Below are 15,413 nucleotides of genomic sequence, written 5' to 3' on the forward strand. Positions count from 1 at the left end.
CATTCGTCAGATAGTGAAAACAGCCCAACATCTTAGAGCAAAGTGGCGCTGTCATAAATAAGCAAAAAGCCTCGCTGATAAATCAGACAAGGCTTTAGTAGCAGATCCCCCTCAGGGGTTTTGCCGGATAGTGGCACAAGACCTTATCCGGCCTGGAAAAATTAACGCGGAAGGACGTCGTCAGGCAAATTGTAAAGCTGCGCCAGCGTGTACACTTTATCGTTCACGCCAGTGAGCGAAACGCTGTTTCCCTGCTGCTTGCCCTGATTAATCAGATGCAACAGTAACGCCAGACCGCCGGTATCTACCCGGGATACCTGGTTCAGATCGATGCAAGATACCCCTTTCATCGCCTCAATTCGCGCATCCCATAAGGGATTTAACACGTCCTGATCCAGCTCTCCCACCAGCACCAGCTTGTCGCCTTCACGCGTCCAGGTGAGTGACTGCGTCATTATTTTTTCTCTTCCAGCGTGATTTTCTGCTGAGAAATAGATTTCAGCTGCGCCGTCAGGCCATCAATACCTTTGGTACGCAGCAGGTCGCTCCACTCATTTTGTTTGGTGGTGATCATACTTACGCCTTCGGCGATCATGTCATACGCCTGCCAGTTACCGGTCTGGGAGTTTTTACGCCACTGGAAATCCAGACGTACCGGAGGACGACCGTTTGGATCGATGATGGTTACGCGGATAGGTACGATAGTCGCATCACCCAGCGGTTGTTCAGGGGCAATCTGATAGGTCTGGCCGTGGTACATCGCCAGTGCCTGGCCGTAAGCCTGCTTCAGATATTCACGGAATGCGGCAAAATAGGCTTCACGTTGGGCAGGAGTCGCATCTTTGTAGTAACGGCCCAGCACCAGCGCACCGGCATACTTAACCTGCACATAAGGCAGCAGTTCCTGATCGACGACCTGACGCAGGTAATCGGGGTTGGAACGGATTTTTGGTTGCTCGTTTTTCAGACGGTCAAAGGTCTTCTGCGCCGCCTCATCCATCAGTTTGTACGGGTTAGTCTGGTCTGCTGCGGTTGCCGCGCTAAGTGGAGCAATCACCAGCATAGCCACCATCATCAATCGTTTAAACATACGTCGATTCTCCTGAGATTATTTCGTTGCGCCCGCAGGCGTAGTGGCTTCATTATTGCCGTCAGTTGCGGCTGGCGCATCGCCAGAATTCTTATTGTCATCACCTTTACTGTTGCTGTTGTAAAGGAACTGACCAATCATATCTTCCAGCACCATCGCGGATTTCGTGTCCTGAATCGTACCGCCATCTTTGAGGATAGACGTTCCCAGCTCAGGATCTTCAAAACCCACGTTCAATGCCAGATACTGTTCGCCCAGCAGACCGGAAGTACGGATGCTCAGAGAACTGGTGTCAGGAATATGGTTAAAACGCGATTCGATTTCCAGCGTCACGCGCGGCAGGTACGTTTTCGGATCTAACGAGATGTCCGATACGCGTCCAACTACCACCCCGCCAATCCGCACCGGAGAACGCTCTCTCAGGCCGCCGATATTATCAAAGGTCGCATAAATCGTGTAAGTCGGCTCAGTACGCATTGAGGTGACGTTCGCTGCCTTCAGGCAGACAAACAGCGCAGCCAGCAGCGCAACCAGCAAGAATAACCCGACCCAAATTTCATTTTTTTTCGTTTGCATGAACTCAATTCCCAAACATCAGTGCGGTCAGCACAAAATCCAGCCCCAGAACGGCAAGAGAGGCGTGCACAACGGTGCGTGTCGTTGCCCGGCTAATCCCGGCAGAGGTCGGGATCGCATCATAACCATTGAACAATGCAATCCATGTGACCGTAATGGCGAACACCACGCTCTTAATCAGACAGTTGACCAGGTCCAGACGCCAGTCGACGGCATTTTGCATAGCCGACCAGAAAAAGCCCGCATCAATACCCTTCCAGCTTACGCCAACCAGTGAACCACCCCAGATCCCGACTGCGACAAAAATAATCGTCAGCAGCGGCAATGAAATAACACCGGCCCAAAAACGTGGGGAAATCACCCGGCGCAGTGGATCGACGGCCATCATTTCCAGACTGGAAAGCTGTTCGGTCGCCCGCATCAGGCCAATTTCTGCGGTTAAGGCCGACCCGGCCCGCCCGGCAAACAGCAGCGCCGCAACAACCGGTCCCAGCTCACGTAACAATGACAGTGCCACCAGCATACCGAGGCTGGTTTCCGCGCTGTAAGTCGTCAGCACCAGGTATCCCTGCAACCCCAGCACCATACCGATGAACACGCCAGAAACAATAATGATCAGCATCGATAAGACACCGACATTATAGAGCTGGCGTATCAGCAGCGGCGCATGTTTGCGAAACTCCGGCTTGCCGACAACCGCATTGAACAACATTAATCCGGCTCGCCCGAACGTCCTGAGGGTTTTTATTCCCCGATGTCCGAGTGATGCCAGCGCATTTAACAACATGGGTGGCTTAACTCCCTGTTTTGAGTAAATCGATGTGGTAGTCGCCCGCCGGGTAACGGAACGGAACCGGTCCATCGGCAATGCCGTCAAGGAACTGGCGTACGCGCGGATCGGCATTTTCTTGTAGCGCCTGAGCACTACCGTAGGCCACTATTTTTTTGTCCGCCATTATATAGGCGTAATCCGCAATACTCAGTACCTCAGGCACATCATGGGATACCACCACACAGGTGACGCCCAGCGCGCTGTTCAGTTCTGAAATCAGCTTCACCAGAACGCCCATGGTGATGGGATCCTGGCCGACGAACGGCTCATCAAACATGATGAGGTCTGGCTCCAGCGCGATAGCACGTGCTAACGCGGCGCGACGCGCCATCCCACCGGATAATTCAGAAGGCATTAATTTGGCCGCACCCCGCAGGCCGACGGCCTCGAGCTTCATCATCACCGTGCTCTTCAGCAACGGCGCTGGCAACGTCGTATGCTCGCGCAGAGGGTACGCGACGTTGTCAAAAACATTCATGTCGGTAAATAGCGCACCAGACTGAAACAGCATACTCATGCGCTTACGCACGGTAAATAAACGCGAACGGGACATGGCCGGGACGTTCTCACCGTCAAACAGGATCTCGCCCTTATCCGGGGGGATCTGTCCGCCAATCAGACGCAACAGCGTCGTTTTGCCGATGCCTGATGGCCCCATGATCGCCGTCACCTTACCGCGCGGTACCGTCAGGGAAATATTATCAAAGATGCAGCGGTCACCCCGGGAAAAGCTGACATCGCGCATATCGACTAGATTCGCCACAGACTGACCCATTGATTCATCCTTTACTATTGCCTCGTTGATCGAAGAGTTTGGCGCTCAATTTAGCCCTGAACCCAACATATTTACAGATTATTGCCTGTCCTGGTTAGCGAAAGCTGGCATTTGTTTTACTTTTTAGCCGCATAAAGTCAAAATTAAGACTTCGTTACGGCTTCCAGAAGATCCTTCAAGTGGACCGGCGAGTATACCTGAAGAAAGGACTTTAGATGCTTTTAGCGACGGCGCTGTTAATAATTGGTTTACTTCTGGTGGTCTACGGTGCCGACCGTCTGGTATTTGCCGCATCCATTTTATGTCGAAATTTCGGTATTCCTCCCATTATCATCGGAATGACCGTGGTCAGCATGGGTACGTCGTTACCCGAGATAATTGTCTCCGTTGCCGCATCGATGAATGGGCAACTCGATCTGGCTGTCGGGACCGCCATAGGTTCTAACATCACCAACATTCTGCTTATTTTAGGCCTGTCGGCGCTGATTCATCCTTTTACCGTGCATTCTGATGTTCTGCGTCGTGAATTACCGCTAATGTTGCTGGTAAGTATTTTAGCTGCATCTGTCCTGTATGACGGGCAGTTGAGCCGCAGCGACGGTTTCTTTCTTCTGCTTCTGGCCGTGCTATGGCTGCTATTCATTGTTAAAATCGCCCGTCTGGCCGAGCGACAAGGCAATGACAGCCTGACACGTGAGCAGATAGCTGAGCTGCCGCGCGAAGGCGGATTACCTGTCGCATTTTTGTGGTTGGGCATTGCGCTGATTATCATGCCAATGGCAACACGTATGGTGGTGGATAACGCTACCGTACTGGCGAACTATTTCGCCATGAGCGAACTTACCATCGGGCTGACGGTGGTCGCCATTGGTACCAGTCTGCCGGAGCTGGCAACGGCGATTGCGGGTCTGCGTAAAGGTGAAAACGATATTGCCGTCGGTAACATTATCGGCGCGAACATTTTTAATATTGTTATCGTCCTCGGGCTACCGGCGCTGATTACGCCGGGTGAAGTCAATCCGATGGCCTTCACCCGCGACTATAGCGTCATGCTGCTGGTGAGCGTAATTTTTGCACTACTCTGCTGGCGACGTCCGCGCCAGATTGGTCGCGGCGCAGGTGCGCTGCTGACCGGCGGTTTTATCATATGGCTGGCGATGCTGTATTGGTTATCGCCACTTCTCGTTGGATAACTGGAAACGCATTATGTCGCACTTAGAGTTGCAACCGGGTTTTGACTTTCAGCAAGCAGGCAAGGAAGTCCTGGCAATTGAACGTGAAGGCCTGGCGGAGCTTGATCAGTACATCAACCAAAATTTTACCCTCGCATGCGAGAAAATATTCAGCTGCCCGGGCAAAGTGGTGGTGATGGGAATGGGGAAATCCGGCCATATCGGGCGGAAAATGGCAGCCACATTTGCCAGCACCGGCACCCCCTCATTTTTTGTACACCCAGGCGAAGCCGCACATGGCGATTTGGGTATGGTCTCGCCGCAGGATGTGGTCATCGCCATCTCTAACTCCGGTGAATCCAATGAGATAGCGGCGTTGATCCCAGTATTAAAACGTCTTCATGTACCGCTTATCTGCATGACCGGTCGTCCGGAAAGCAGCATGGCGCGTGCGGCAGATGTGCATCTGTGTGTTAAAGTGCCCAAGGAAGCTTGTCCGTTAGGCCTGGCGCCGACCAGCAGTACGACAGCAACACTGGTGATGGGCGATGCCCTGGCGGTGGCGTTATTAAAAGCGCGCGGCTTTACCGCGGAAGATTTTGCGTTGTCTCATCCCGGTGGCGCACTGGGCCGTAAGCTTTTACTGCGCGTTAACGATATTATGCATACGGGCGACGAGATCCCGCATGTGACCAAAAACGCCAGCCTGCGTGACGCCTTACTTGAGATCACGCGTAAAAATCTCGGCATGACCGTCATTTGCGATGATGCCATGAAGATTGACGGTATTTTCACCGATGGCGATTTACGTCGTGTCTTCGATATGGGCGTTGATGTACGCCAGTTAGGCATTGCCGATGTGATGACCCCTGGAGGCATTCGCGTGCGTCCGGGCATTCTTGCCGTCGATGCCCTGAACTTAATGCAGTCCCGTCATATCACCTCGGTAATGGTTGCTGATGGCGACCAGTTACTCGGTGTGTTACATATGCATGATCTGCTGCGTGCAGGTGTAGTGTAAGAAACTCAAGGATAACGAAAATGAGTAAAGCAGGTGCGTCGCTTGCGACCTGTTATGGACCCGTCAGCGCAGACGTTATCACCCGGGCAGAAAACATCCGTTTGCTGATCCTGGATGTGGATGGCGTACTGTCTGATGGTCTGATTTATATGGGCAACAACGGTGAAGAGCTGAAGGCTTTTAACGTCCGTGATGGTTACGGAATTCGCTGTGCGCTCACTTCCGGTATTGAGGTTGCCATTATTACCGGACGAAAGGCTAAACTTGTAGAAGATCGCTGTGCCACTTTGGGGATCACCCACCTGTATCAGGGGCAGTCAGACAAACTGGTTGCCTTTGGCGATCTCCTTAGCAAACTGGCGATCGCGCCGGAGAATGTCGCCTACGTTGGCGATGATCTGATCGACTGGCCGGTGATGGCACAAGTGGGATTGAGTGTAGCGGTGGCAGATGCCCACCCTTTGCTGATCCCGCGGGCCGATTATGTCACCCGTATTAATGGGGGACGTGGCGCTGTGCGTGAAGTCTGCGATTTATTACTCCTGGCGCAGGGCAAACTGGACGAGGCCAAAGGGCAATCGATATGAGCAAAACCAGACGTTGGGTTATCATTCTACTGTCGCTGGCTGTCCTTGTGATGATTGGTATTAATCTGGCAGACAAAGATGACACCGCTCAGGTCGTCGTCAATAACAACGAGCCAACCTATAAGAGCGAACATACTGATACCGTTGTGTATAGTCCGGAAGGCGCGCTGAGCTATCACTTGATCGCACAACACGTTGAATATTATTCGGAACAAGCGGTTTCGTGGTTTACTCAACCGGTATTAACCACGTTTGATAAGGATAAAGTACCGACCTGGACGATCAAGGCCGATAAAGCCAAATTGACCAACGATCGGATGCTGTATCTGTACGGCCATGTTGAGGTTAACGCCCTGGTGCCTGACTCTCAACTACGCAGAATTACGACCGATAACGCGCAGATTAACCTGGTGACACAAGACGTCACTTCCGATGATCTGGTGACGTTGTATGGCACAACATTTAACTCCAGCGGACTGAAGATGCGCGGCAACTTACGCAGCAAGAACGCCGAGCTGATTGAAAAGGTTAGAACCTCATATGAAATCCAAAACAAACAAACTCAGCCTTAATCTTGTACTTGCCAGCTCACTTCTGGCCGCCAGCATTCCGGCATTTGCCGTCACCGGCGATACCGAGCAGCCGATTCACATTGAATCGGACCAGCAGTCCCTGGATATGCAGGGCAACGTGGTGACGTTTACTGGCAACGTGATTGTGACTCAGGGCACCATCAAAATTAACGCCGATAAAGTCGTCGTGACTCGTCCTGGTGGCGAAGACGGAAAAGAAGTGATTGACGGCTATGGCAATCCAGCAACCTTTTACCAGATGCAGGACAACGGTAAACCGGTTAAAGGCCACGCCTCGCAGATGCACTATGAACTGGCGAAAGACTTCGTCGTTCTCACCGGTAAGGCTTATCTGGAACAGCTCGATAGCAACATTACGGGCGATAAAATCACCTATCTGGTAAAAGAGCAGAAAATGCAGGCCTTCAGCGATAAAGGCAAACGCGTCACCACTGTTCTGGTTCCGTCGCAGTTGCAGGACAAAAACAAGGCTCCGGCAGAGAAAAAAGGTAACTGATTCGTTATGGCAACATTAACTGCAAAGAACCTTGCAAAAGCCTATAAAGGCCGTCGTGTGGTTGAAGATGTCAGTCTGACCGTCAACTCCGGGGAGATCGTCGGTCTGCTCGGTCCTAACGGTGCAGGCAAGACAACGACCTTTTACATGGTGGTCGGCATTGTCCCGCGCGATGCGGGTAACATTATCATTGATGACGAAGACATCAGCCTGCTGCCTCTGCATGCGCGCGCGCGTCGCGGCATCGGCTACTTACCGCAGGAAGCATCGATTTTCCGTCGCCTGAGCGTGTTTGATAACCTGATGGCGGTGCTGCAAATTCGTGACGATCTGACCAGCGAGCAGCGAGAAGATCGCGCTAACGAGCTGATGGAAGAATTCCACATCGAGCACCTGCGCGACAGCTTAGGTCAGTCGCTCTCCGGTGGTGAACGACGCCGCGTGGAGATCGCTCGCGCACTGGCCGCCAATCCGAAATTTATCCTGCTGGATGAACCGTTTGCCGGTGTTGACCCGATTTCTGTTATTGATATTAAACGGATCATCGAACACCTGCGCGACAGCGGCCTTGGCGTGCTGATTACCGACCACAACGTCCGCGAAACGCTGGCAGTGTGTGAGCGCGCCTATATCGTAAGTCAGGGGCACCTGATCGCGCACGGCACGCCAACAGAAATACTGCAGGATGAGCACGTTAAGCGCGTATACCTTGGGGAAGACTTCAGACTCTGATAGGGTAGAAGACTTCACGTCACTGCAGGAGAAAACAACTCTGAACATGAAGCAAGGTTTGCAACTCAGGCTTAGCCAACAACTGGCGATGACGCCTCAGCTACAACAGGCTATCCGTCTGTTGCAGTTGTCCACGCTGGAACTTCAGCAAGAACTTCAGCAAGCGCTGGAAAGTAACCCACTGCTCGAGCAAACCGATCTTCACGACGAAATTGATACCCAGGAAAAACAGGACAGCGAAACCCTCGACACCGCAGATGCACTCGAACAAAAAGAGATGCCTGAGGAGTTGCCGCTTGACGCCAGTTGGGATGAAATTTACACCGCCGGGACGCCTTCGGGCACCAGCGGAGATTACATCGACGACGAACTGCCTGTCTATCAGGGTGAGACCACGCAATCACTACAGGATTACCTGATGTGGCAAGTGGAACTGACCCCGTTCTCGGATACCGATCGCGCCATTGCGACATCCATTGTGGATGCGGTAGACGAAACCGGTTATCTCACCGTGACACTGGACGATATTCTCGAAAGCATGGGCGATGACGACGTCGGTATGGACGAAATCGAAGCCGTGCTTAAACGTGTTCAGCGCTTTGATCCCGTTGGCGTGGCCGCCAAAGATCTCCGTGACTGCTTACTGATCCAACTTTCGCAGTTTGATAAAGCCACACCGTGGCTGGATGAAGCGCGCCTGATCATCAGCGATCATCTCGATCTGTTAGCCAACCATGACTTCCGCACGCTGATGCGCGTGACCCGACTGAAAGAAGACGTGCTGAAAGAAGCCGTCAACCTCATCCAGTCGCTTGATCCCCGCCCAGGGCAGTCGATCCAGACTGGCGAGCCGGAGTACGTCATTCCGGATGTGCTGGTGCGTAAGCATAACGATCGCTGGGTGGTCGAACTCAACGGCGACAGCATTCCGCGCTTACAGATTAACCAGCACTACGCCGCGATGTGCAATAGCGCGCGCAACGATGCCGACAGCCAGTTTATTCGTAGCAATCTGCAAGATGCGAAGTGGCTGATTAAAAGCTTGGAAAGCCGCAATGATACGTTGCTGCGCGTCAGCCGCTGCATCGTTGAGCAGCAGCAAGCTTTCTTTGAACAAGGCGAAGAGTATATGAAACCGATGGTACTGGCGGATATCGCCCAGGCCGTCGAGATGCACGAATCGACCATTTCCCGTGTGACCACGCAAAAGTATCTGCACAGTCCGCGCGGCATTTTTGAATTGAAGTATTTCTTTTCCAGTCACGTTAACACTGAAGGCGGAGGTGAAGCCTCATCCACAGCTATCCGTGCGCTGGTGAAGAAATTAATTGCTGCGGAAAACCCCGCGAAACCGCTGAGTGACAGCAAGTTAACCTCTATGCTGTCAGAACAGGGTATCATGGTGGCACGCCGCACCGTTGCGAAGTACCGAGAGTCTTTATCCATTCCGCCGTCTAACCAGCGCAAACAGCTGGTGTGACCCAACCGATAAGGAAGACACTATGCAGCTCAACATCACTGGAAACAACGTCGAAATCACCGAAGCCCTGCGCGATTTTGTGAATACAAAATTTGCCAAGCTCGAACAATATTTCGACCGGATTAATCAGGTCTATATTGTGTTGAAAGTGGAGAAGGTTACACATATCTCGGATGCAACACTGCATGTGAACGGTGGCGAAATTCATGCCAGCGCGGAAGGTCAGGATATGTACGCCGCCATTGACGGTTTAATTGATAAACTGGCTCGGCAGTTAACAAAACATAAAGATAAACTGAAACAGCACTAACTTGTCCGGGCAGTTAGCGGGTGCAGGACGGCCTGTTGTGTAGCACAACGGGCCATTTGTACAGTTAGCGCTTAGGTGAAATTATGACAAATAACGATACGACTCTACAACTGAGCACTGTTCTTAACCAGGAATGTACACGCGCAGGCGTTCACTGCCAAAGCAAGAAACGCGCACTGGAAATCATCAGCGAACTTGCGGCAAAACAGCTTAGCTTGCCTTCTCAGGTGGTATTTGAAGCCATTCTGACGCGTGAAAAAATGGGCAGTACCGGCATCGGTAATGGTATTGCTATCCCGCACGGAAAGCTGGAAGAAGACACGATGCGCGCGGTTGGTGTGTTTGTTCAACTCGAAACACCCATCGCCTTCGACGCCATTGATAATCAACCTGTCGATCTGCTTTTCGCCCTGCTGGTCCCGGCAGACCAAACCAAGACGCATTTGCATACGTTGTCACTGGTCGCAAAACGTCTGGCAGATAAAACCATCTGTCGTCGTCTGCGCGCCGCGCAAAGTGACCAGGAGTTGTATCAAATCATCACGGACACCGAAGGTGGACAGGATGAGGCATAACAACCCAATGGCATCCTTTTTTGTCGTTGTGAGGAGAAACAGTACATGGTACTGATGATCGTCAGCGGTCGTTCAGGGTCTGGCAAATCCGTCGCCCTGCGTGCGCTGGAAGATATGGGTTTTTACTGCGTGGATAACCTTCCCGTAGTGCTGTTGCCCGATCTGGCTCGTACACTGGCCGATCGCCAGATTTCTGCGGCCGTCAGCATTGATGTGCGCAACATGCCTGAGTCCCCGGAAATTTTCGAGCAGGCAATGAATAATCTGCCCGAGGGTTTCTCACCACAGCTGCTGTTCCTTGATGCAGACCGTAACACGCTGATTCGTCGCTACAGCGACACGCGCCGTTTACACCCGCTCTCCAGCAAGAACTTGTCTCTGGAAAGCGCTATCGATAAGGAAAGCGATTTGCTGGAGCCTCTGCGCTCTCGCGCTGACCTGATCGTTGATACCTCCGAAATGTCCGTACACGAACTGGCGGAAATGTTACGTACCCGACTGCTGGGTAAACGTGAACGTGAATTGACGATGGTATTCGAATCCTTTGGTTTCAAACACGGTATCCCGATTGATGCGGATTACGTCTTTGACGTGCGCTTCCTGCCTAACCCACACTGGGATCCGAAGCTGCGCCCAATGACCGGTCTTGACCGCCCCGTCGCCGCATTCCTCGACAGGCACACAGAAGTACACAATTTTATCTACCAGACTCGCAGCTATCTTGAGCTATGGTTACCCATGCTGGAGACCAACAACCGTAGCTACCTTACCGTAGCCATCGGCTGTACCGGCGGGAAACACCGTTCGGTGTATATTGCAGAGCAGCTGGCAGACTACTTCCGCTCACGCGGTAAAAACGTGCAGTCACGCCATCGTACGCTGGAAAAACGTAAATCATGACCGTGAAGCAAACCGTTGAAATCACCAATAAGCTGGGCATGCATGCCCGCCCAGCGATGAAACTGTTTGAATTGATGCAGGGTTTCGAAGCAGAAGTTTTGCTGCGTAATGATGAAGGAACGGAGGCCGAGGCCAACAGCGTTATCGCTCTGCTGATGCTGGATTCAGCCAAAGGGCGTCAGATAGAAGTCGAAGCCACGGGACCACAGGAAGTAGAAGCCCTGGCCGCAGTGATTGCCCTGTTTAATTCAGGGTTTGATGAAGATTAATCGAGTACACAGAACGTAGCCAGTAGGCCGGATAAGGCGTTTACGCCGCATCCGGCAATAACTACGCTAATACAGCTTATTTTCCCGCATAAACGACTCACCACCTAACTGACGCATTTGGCGCATAATCCAAGCCTGGCGGTTACGCACATAACCAGAAGGCGCATTCGCCTTAAAACGCAAAGGATTGGGCAATACTGCCGCCAGCAAGGCCGCTTCAGACAGGCTCAACCGACTGGCCGGTTTATGAAAATACCGTTGCGCCGCCGCCTCCACGCCAAATATCCCATCGCCAAACTCGGCGATATTCAAATAGACGGTCAGAATACGTTTCTTACTCCAGACGGTTTCCATACCCAGCGTTAGCCCGGCTTCGAGACCTTTACGCACCCAGCTGCGTCCATCCCATAAAAACAGGTTTTTCGCCGTCTGTTGCGATAACGTCGACGCCCCGCGAATGCGGTTTTCATTGCGTTCATTGTGCGCCAGCGCTTTCTCTATGGCGGTGACGTCAAACCCCCAGTGGTCTGGAAACTTCTGATCCTCCGCAGCAATCACCGCCAGTCCCATCCACGGAGAGATCTCATCCATACTCACCCAGTCCGAGTGCGCCACATAGCCGAAATCACCGGACAGCCATGCGCCCAGCTGTCGCTCGACCATCACCGCCGAGAAAGGCACAGGCATCACGCTGAAAAGTGCGATACCCCCGCCCCAGAATACGGCGAGGACAACCACCACCCGCAGAAAAATACGTCGCAGAAAGGCGGTTACTCCTTTTCTCATTCAGTCAGCACCAACACACGCGATACCAGTTTATCAATGCCACTCGCAGCCTGAGCGATGTCCTGCGCCAGCATATAGGCAGGCGTGGTGACGATTTTGTTGTCTTCATCGACGACAATGTCATCAACCGGACAAGGCACATGCTCAGCGCCCATCTCTTCCAGCACCTCTGCCGTGTCGATATCAGTGCCGATGGTCAGACGCAGCGGGAAGTCAAAAATTTTAGGTAACATGGCAGGCGCAATGCACATAAATCCCAACGGCTTACCCGCCTGATGCATGGCCACCGCCAGCGCGGCTAAATCGCTGTCAACCCGGCATTCGCTGCCCTGACTGGCAAAATTGCTCAGATTTTTGGCCGCACCAAACCCACCCGGCACGATCAACGCATCCAGTTCCGATGAGACTGCCTGCGCAAGTGGGCGAATATCGCCACGTGTGATGCGCGCGGCTTCAATCAGCACATTGCGAGTTTCCAGCATCGGCTCGCCGGTCAGATGATTAATCACATCCGCTTGTTGTTTATCCGGTGCAAAACAGACGGCTTGAGCGCCGTTGCGGGCAATGGCCAGAAGCGTGAGAACAGTTTCATGGATCTCTGCACCGTCATACACGCCGCATCCGCTGAGCACTACACCCACTTTTTTCATCGTGATACTCCTTTCTCAACTGGCTGAAACATATTAGTTATTATGATTTAAATGCTACGCTTCACACATTTAACTGATTCATGTAACAAATTATTTAAGATTTGCTATCTTAACTGCGTGCGGCCTGAAAATTAGGGCTGCGCCCTTGTAAACAATGATAATAATTTACGGCGCAGCCACGATTTCCCTGGTGTTGGCGCAGTATTCGCGCACCCCGGTCAAGCCGGGGTCATTTTTTTTCCACGCTCGCCACCCAGGCTTTTAATACTGCCACGTCGTGCTGCCACTCCTGCTTCATCTCTTCAATCCATTCAGCAACGTTATCTTCCCAGGCAGGAAGATCCGGCGACTGGATTTGCTGACCTAGCTGTTGCAGGTGACGCAGCCCCACTGAACCTGCTGCGCCTTTAATTTTATGGCCTTCCTCAACAACACCTTTTTTATCCCGTGCCGTCAGGTTGGACTCCAGCACGCTCAAATATCCCGGCATCATCTTCTCAAACACCGCCAGCCCGTCGGTAATTAACTTCGGTCCCACCAGCTCGAGGTATTGTTCCAACATAGGAATATCTAACAGCGCTTGCGATTTACTGCTTTCTTCAGATGTCACAGTGCTCTCCTCTTCGTTTCGGGTATCCCAGTATTTTTTGATCATGGCGGTTAGCGCCGGAACCGACAGCGGCTTACTCAGCACGTCGCCCATGCCTGCGTCCAGATACTCTTTTTTATCTTTCAGTACGTTGGCGGTGAGTGCGACCAGCGGTGGCAGATCTTCACGGGCGTATTTTTGCGTGAGCTCCCGCGAGATATCCAGACCGGTCATATCCGGTAGCTGAATATCCAACAACACCAGGTCATATTCACCCGGCGTAAACATTTCCAGCGCGGCTTTCCCGGTCATCGCGACATCCACGCTGTTGCCTAATTTTTCCAGCACGGAGCGCGCAACAATAACGTTCAGCTCAATGTCTTCCACCAGCAGCACATTCAGGGCTGGCAGCGGCAGTTCATCGTCTTCAAAAGCATCTTCAATCTCTTCCGCTACCGCAGGGGCATGCACGGTCAGCGTAAAGATAGACCCTTTTCCTGCCTGGCTGGAAACCGTAATATCACCGCCCATGTTTTTCGCCAGACGCTTCGACACGGCCAAACCAATCCCTGTCCCCGTTGCCGGTTTACCGCCGTTACTGTCCTTCACCTGATAATACATAGCGAAGATTTTATCCTGCTCATCCTGCGGAATGCCGATGCCGGAATCTTCAACTTCGAAATGCAGCATATTCCCCTGGTCATAGCGCGCCCGCACGGTCACCTGCCCCTGCTGGGTAAACTTCACGGCGTTGCTGATCAGATTCCACAGGATCTGACGCAGACGCGTTCCGTCGGTAATGACCTTATGCGGCAGGGGTAACGTCGGCTCAAGCACAAAACGCAGACCCTTTTGCTGCGCCTGTAGGCCAGAGAGGTTTTCCAGATCTGCCATAAAACTGGTGAAATCGATCGGCTGGTTATCGAGCTGGACTTTACGTCGCTCCATCTTATCCATGTCGATAATATCGTTGAAAATATTCCCCAGCGTCACGGCAGAGACATGGATGGTTTTCAGGTATTTTTCCTGCTCCGCGGTCAGATCCGTATCCAGCAGGATCCGGCTTAAACCAACAATGCCGTTAAGCGGGGTGCGCAGCTCGTGGCTGATGGTAGAAATGAAGGTGGTCTTATCGCGGCTGGCGCGCTCAAGCGCATCCTGATAACGCTTACGTTCGGTGATATCGCGCCCAAAGCCCATCAGACCATGTCGCTTACCTACGCGGTCATAGTAAGGCACCTTGCGAATTTCAAAGCAGGCTTTGCGCCCGTCCGGGTAGTCCAGCCACTGTTCGTAGGTGAGCGAAACATTATGACGGAACACCTTTTCGTCGGTTTCAATCACCTTTTCAGCGGCCTCTGGGGAGTAAACGTCAGCCGGTTTTAAGTTCACCAGCTGCTTTTCGCTTTTGCCAGTCAGCAGCTCCATGGCACGGTTACAGCCGGAAAACTCTTTATCTTCATTGCGATAAAAAACCAGATCCGGCGAGGCATCGAGGAAAGAGCGTAAAAAGGAAGACTGTTGCTCGAGCTGGATCTGCGCTTCTTCGCGCTCTTTGATTTCGACTTTAAGCTGCTCGAATGTTTCCTGACGCTCCGCTTCAGCTTTTTCACGCTCAACAATTTCCTGATTGAGCTGGGCAATATTATCTTTCAACTGCACATTGAGCTTGAGATCGCGCTCGCGCATCTCTTCCAGCTTTTGTACCAGTCGTGACAGGCGTTGCCGGGACTCCTCAAGTTGCTCCACCACCACTGACAAAAAGTAGACGGCCCAGGGGGTAATTAACAGACCAAAAAAGATAGAGCGGATGACATCAATGCTTTCTACCTGGCCATGCAGCACCATGGTGACAGCCATCTGCACCACAATTGCCAACACGACCAGAGCCAGCGCCAACAGCAGCGAAAAGCGCACCAGACCTAACTTCATCATCAGGTCGACGTAATATTGCGCCAGCATACGGATTTGCTTCATAGA

Annotated in this window: 19 protein-coding genes; 11 read left to right on the forward strand and 8 right to left on the reverse strand. The window is 52.4% G+C overall.

The annotated features are described in order from the left end of the window. Nucleotides 1-161: 161 nt before the first annotated feature. From mlaB to mlaF, 5 genes are read right to left on the reverse strand one after another with little or no spacing between them, the layout of a single operon-like run. Nucleotides 162-455 carry a lipid asymmetry maintenance protein MlaB gene (gene mlaB, locus OGY72_RS15265; protein ID WP_003025045.1) on the reverse strand — a complete coding sequence of 98 codons (294 nt, stop codon included), beginning with the start codon at nt 453-455 and terminating at the stop codon, nt 162-164. Then, the gene (gene mlaC, locus OGY72_RS15270; protein WP_003025047.1) at nt 455-1,090 is read right to left on the reverse strand and encodes a phospholipid-binding protein MlaC; all 636 of its coding nucleotides are present in this window, start codon (nt 1,088-1,090) and stop codon (nt 455-457) included. Before mlaC ends, mlaB begins: the two co-directional genes overlap by 1 nt. 18 nt (nt 1,091-1,108) lie before the next feature. Then, nucleotides 1,109-1,666, reverse strand: a complete 558-nt coding sequence (gene mlaD, locus OGY72_RS15275; RefSeq protein WP_003828747.1) for an outer membrane lipid asymmetry maintenance protein MlaD — start codon at nt 1,664-1,666, stop codon at nt 1,109-1,111. Between the two features lie 4 nt (nt 1,667-1,670). Further along, the gene (mlaE, locus tag OGY72_RS15280; protein ID WP_003025053.1) at nt 1,671-2,453 is read right to left on the reverse strand and encodes a lipid asymmetry maintenance ABC transporter permease subunit MlaE; all 783 of its coding nucleotides are present in this window, start codon (nt 2,451-2,453) and stop codon (nt 1,671-1,673) included. Between the two features lie 7 nt (nt 2,454-2,460). Next, nucleotides 2,461-3,273, reverse strand: coding sequence for a phospholipid ABC transporter ATP-binding protein MlaF (gene mlaF, locus OGY72_RS15285; RefSeq protein WP_003828749.1), 813 nt, complete (start codon nt 3,271-3,273; stop codon nt 2,461-2,463). A gap of 215 nt (nt 3,274-3,488) precedes the next feature. Between mlaF and OGY72_RS15290 the strand changes: the two genes are divergently transcribed. From OGY72_RS15290 to npr, 11 genes are all read left to right on the forward strand, one after another. Continuing rightward, nucleotides 3,489-4,466 (forward strand): calcium/sodium antiporter, encoded by a 978-nt coding sequence (locus tag OGY72_RS15290; RefSeq protein WP_003828751.1) that lies wholly within the window; start codon nt 3,489-3,491, stop codon nt 4,464-4,466. Between the two features lie 13 nt (nt 4,467-4,479). Further along, complete coding sequence (gene kdsD, locus OGY72_RS15295; protein WP_126956972.1) at nt 4,480-5,466, forward strand: arabinose-5-phosphate isomerase KdsD; 987 nt, start codon at nt 4,480-4,482, stop codon at nt 5,464-5,466. A gap of 20 nt (nt 5,467-5,486) precedes the next feature. Further along, nucleotides 5,487-6,053: a 3-deoxy-manno-octulosonate-8-phosphatase KdsC gene (gene kdsC, locus OGY72_RS15300; protein ID WP_003025065.1), complete on the forward strand. Its 567-nt coding sequence runs from the start codon at nt 5,487-5,489 to the stop codon at nt 6,051-6,053. Continuing rightward, a complete protein-coding gene (lptC, locus tag OGY72_RS15305) occupies nt 6,050-6,625 on the forward strand; it encodes an LPS export ABC transporter periplasmic protein LptC (RefSeq protein WP_003828757.1) in 576 nt (191 codons plus the stop codon). The genes kdsC and lptC overlap by 4 nt, the downstream gene beginning before the upstream one ends. Then, nucleotides 6,594-7,142, forward strand: coding sequence for a lipopolysaccharide ABC transporter substrate-binding protein LptA (gene lptA, locus OGY72_RS15310; protein WP_003828759.1), 549 nt, complete (start codon nt 6,594-6,596; stop codon nt 7,140-7,142). Before lptC ends, lptA begins: the two co-directional genes overlap by 32 nt. 6 nt (nt 7,143-7,148) lie before the next feature. Further along, on the forward strand, nt 7,149-7,874 hold the full coding sequence (gene lptB / locus OGY72_RS15315) for an LPS export ABC transporter ATP-binding protein (RefSeq protein WP_003828761.1): 726 nt from the start codon (nt 7,149-7,151) through the stop codon (nt 7,872-7,874). A 46-nt stretch (nt 7,875-7,920) separates the two neighbouring features. Further along, a complete protein-coding gene (gene rpoN, locus OGY72_RS15320) occupies nt 7,921-9,354 on the forward strand; it encodes an RNA polymerase factor sigma-54 (RefSeq protein ID WP_032934192.1) in 1,434 nt (477 codons plus the stop codon). Nucleotides 9,355-9,376: 22 nt separating this feature from the next. Next, nucleotides 9,377-9,664 (forward strand): ribosome hibernation promoting factor, encoded by a 288-nt coding sequence (gene hpf / locus OGY72_RS15325; RefSeq protein WP_003025078.1) that lies wholly within the window; start codon nt 9,377-9,379, stop codon nt 9,662-9,664. Nucleotides 9,665-9,747: 83 nt separating this feature from the next. Beyond that, nucleotides 9,748-10,239: a PTS IIA-like nitrogen regulatory protein PtsN gene (ptsN, locus tag OGY72_RS15330; RefSeq protein WP_003025083.1), complete on the forward strand. Its 492-nt coding sequence runs from the start codon at nt 9,748-9,750 to the stop codon at nt 10,237-10,239. A 45-nt stretch (nt 10,240-10,284) separates the two neighbouring features. Next, nucleotides 10,285-11,139 carry an RNase adapter RapZ gene (gene rapZ, locus OGY72_RS15335; protein ID WP_003025085.1) on the forward strand — a complete coding sequence of 285 codons (855 nt, stop codon included), beginning with the start codon at nt 10,285-10,287 and terminating at the stop codon, nt 11,137-11,139. Then, nucleotides 11,136-11,408 (forward strand): PTS phosphocarrier protein NPr, encoded by a 273-nt coding sequence (gene npr, locus OGY72_RS15340; RefSeq protein ID WP_003828770.1) that lies wholly within the window; start codon nt 11,136-11,138, stop codon nt 11,406-11,408. Before rapZ ends, npr begins: the two co-directional genes overlap by 4 nt. Before the next feature lie 66 nt (nt 11,409-11,474). Here npr and mtgA read toward each other — a convergent pair whose 3' ends face one another. The 3 genes from mtgA to arcB form a co-directional block, all read right to left on the reverse strand. Further along, nucleotides 11,475-12,194 (reverse strand): monofunctional biosynthetic peptidoglycan transglycosylase, encoded by a 720-nt coding sequence (mtgA, locus tag OGY72_RS15345; protein ID WP_003828772.1) that lies wholly within the window; start codon nt 12,192-12,194, stop codon nt 11,475-11,477. Then, on the reverse strand, nt 12,191-12,844 hold the full coding sequence (elbB, locus tag OGY72_RS15350) for an isoprenoid biosynthesis glyoxalase ElbB (RefSeq protein ID WP_003828774.1): 654 nt from the start codon (nt 12,842-12,844) through the stop codon (nt 12,191-12,193). The genes mtgA and elbB overlap by 4 nt, the downstream gene beginning before the upstream one ends. Before the next feature lie 229 nt (nt 12,845-13,073). Next, a complete protein-coding gene (arcB, locus tag OGY72_RS15355; protein WP_286548186.1) occupies nt 13,074-15,410 on the reverse strand; it encodes an aerobic respiration two-component sensor histidine kinase ArcB in 2,337 nt (778 codons plus the stop codon). Nucleotides 15,411-15,413: the final 3 nt, after the last annotated feature.

Source organism: Citrobacter sp. Cpo221 (genome assembly GCF_030332345.1).
GTDB lineage: Bacteria > Pseudomonadota > Gammaproteobacteria > Enterobacterales > Enterobacteriaceae > Citrobacter > Citrobacter portucalensis.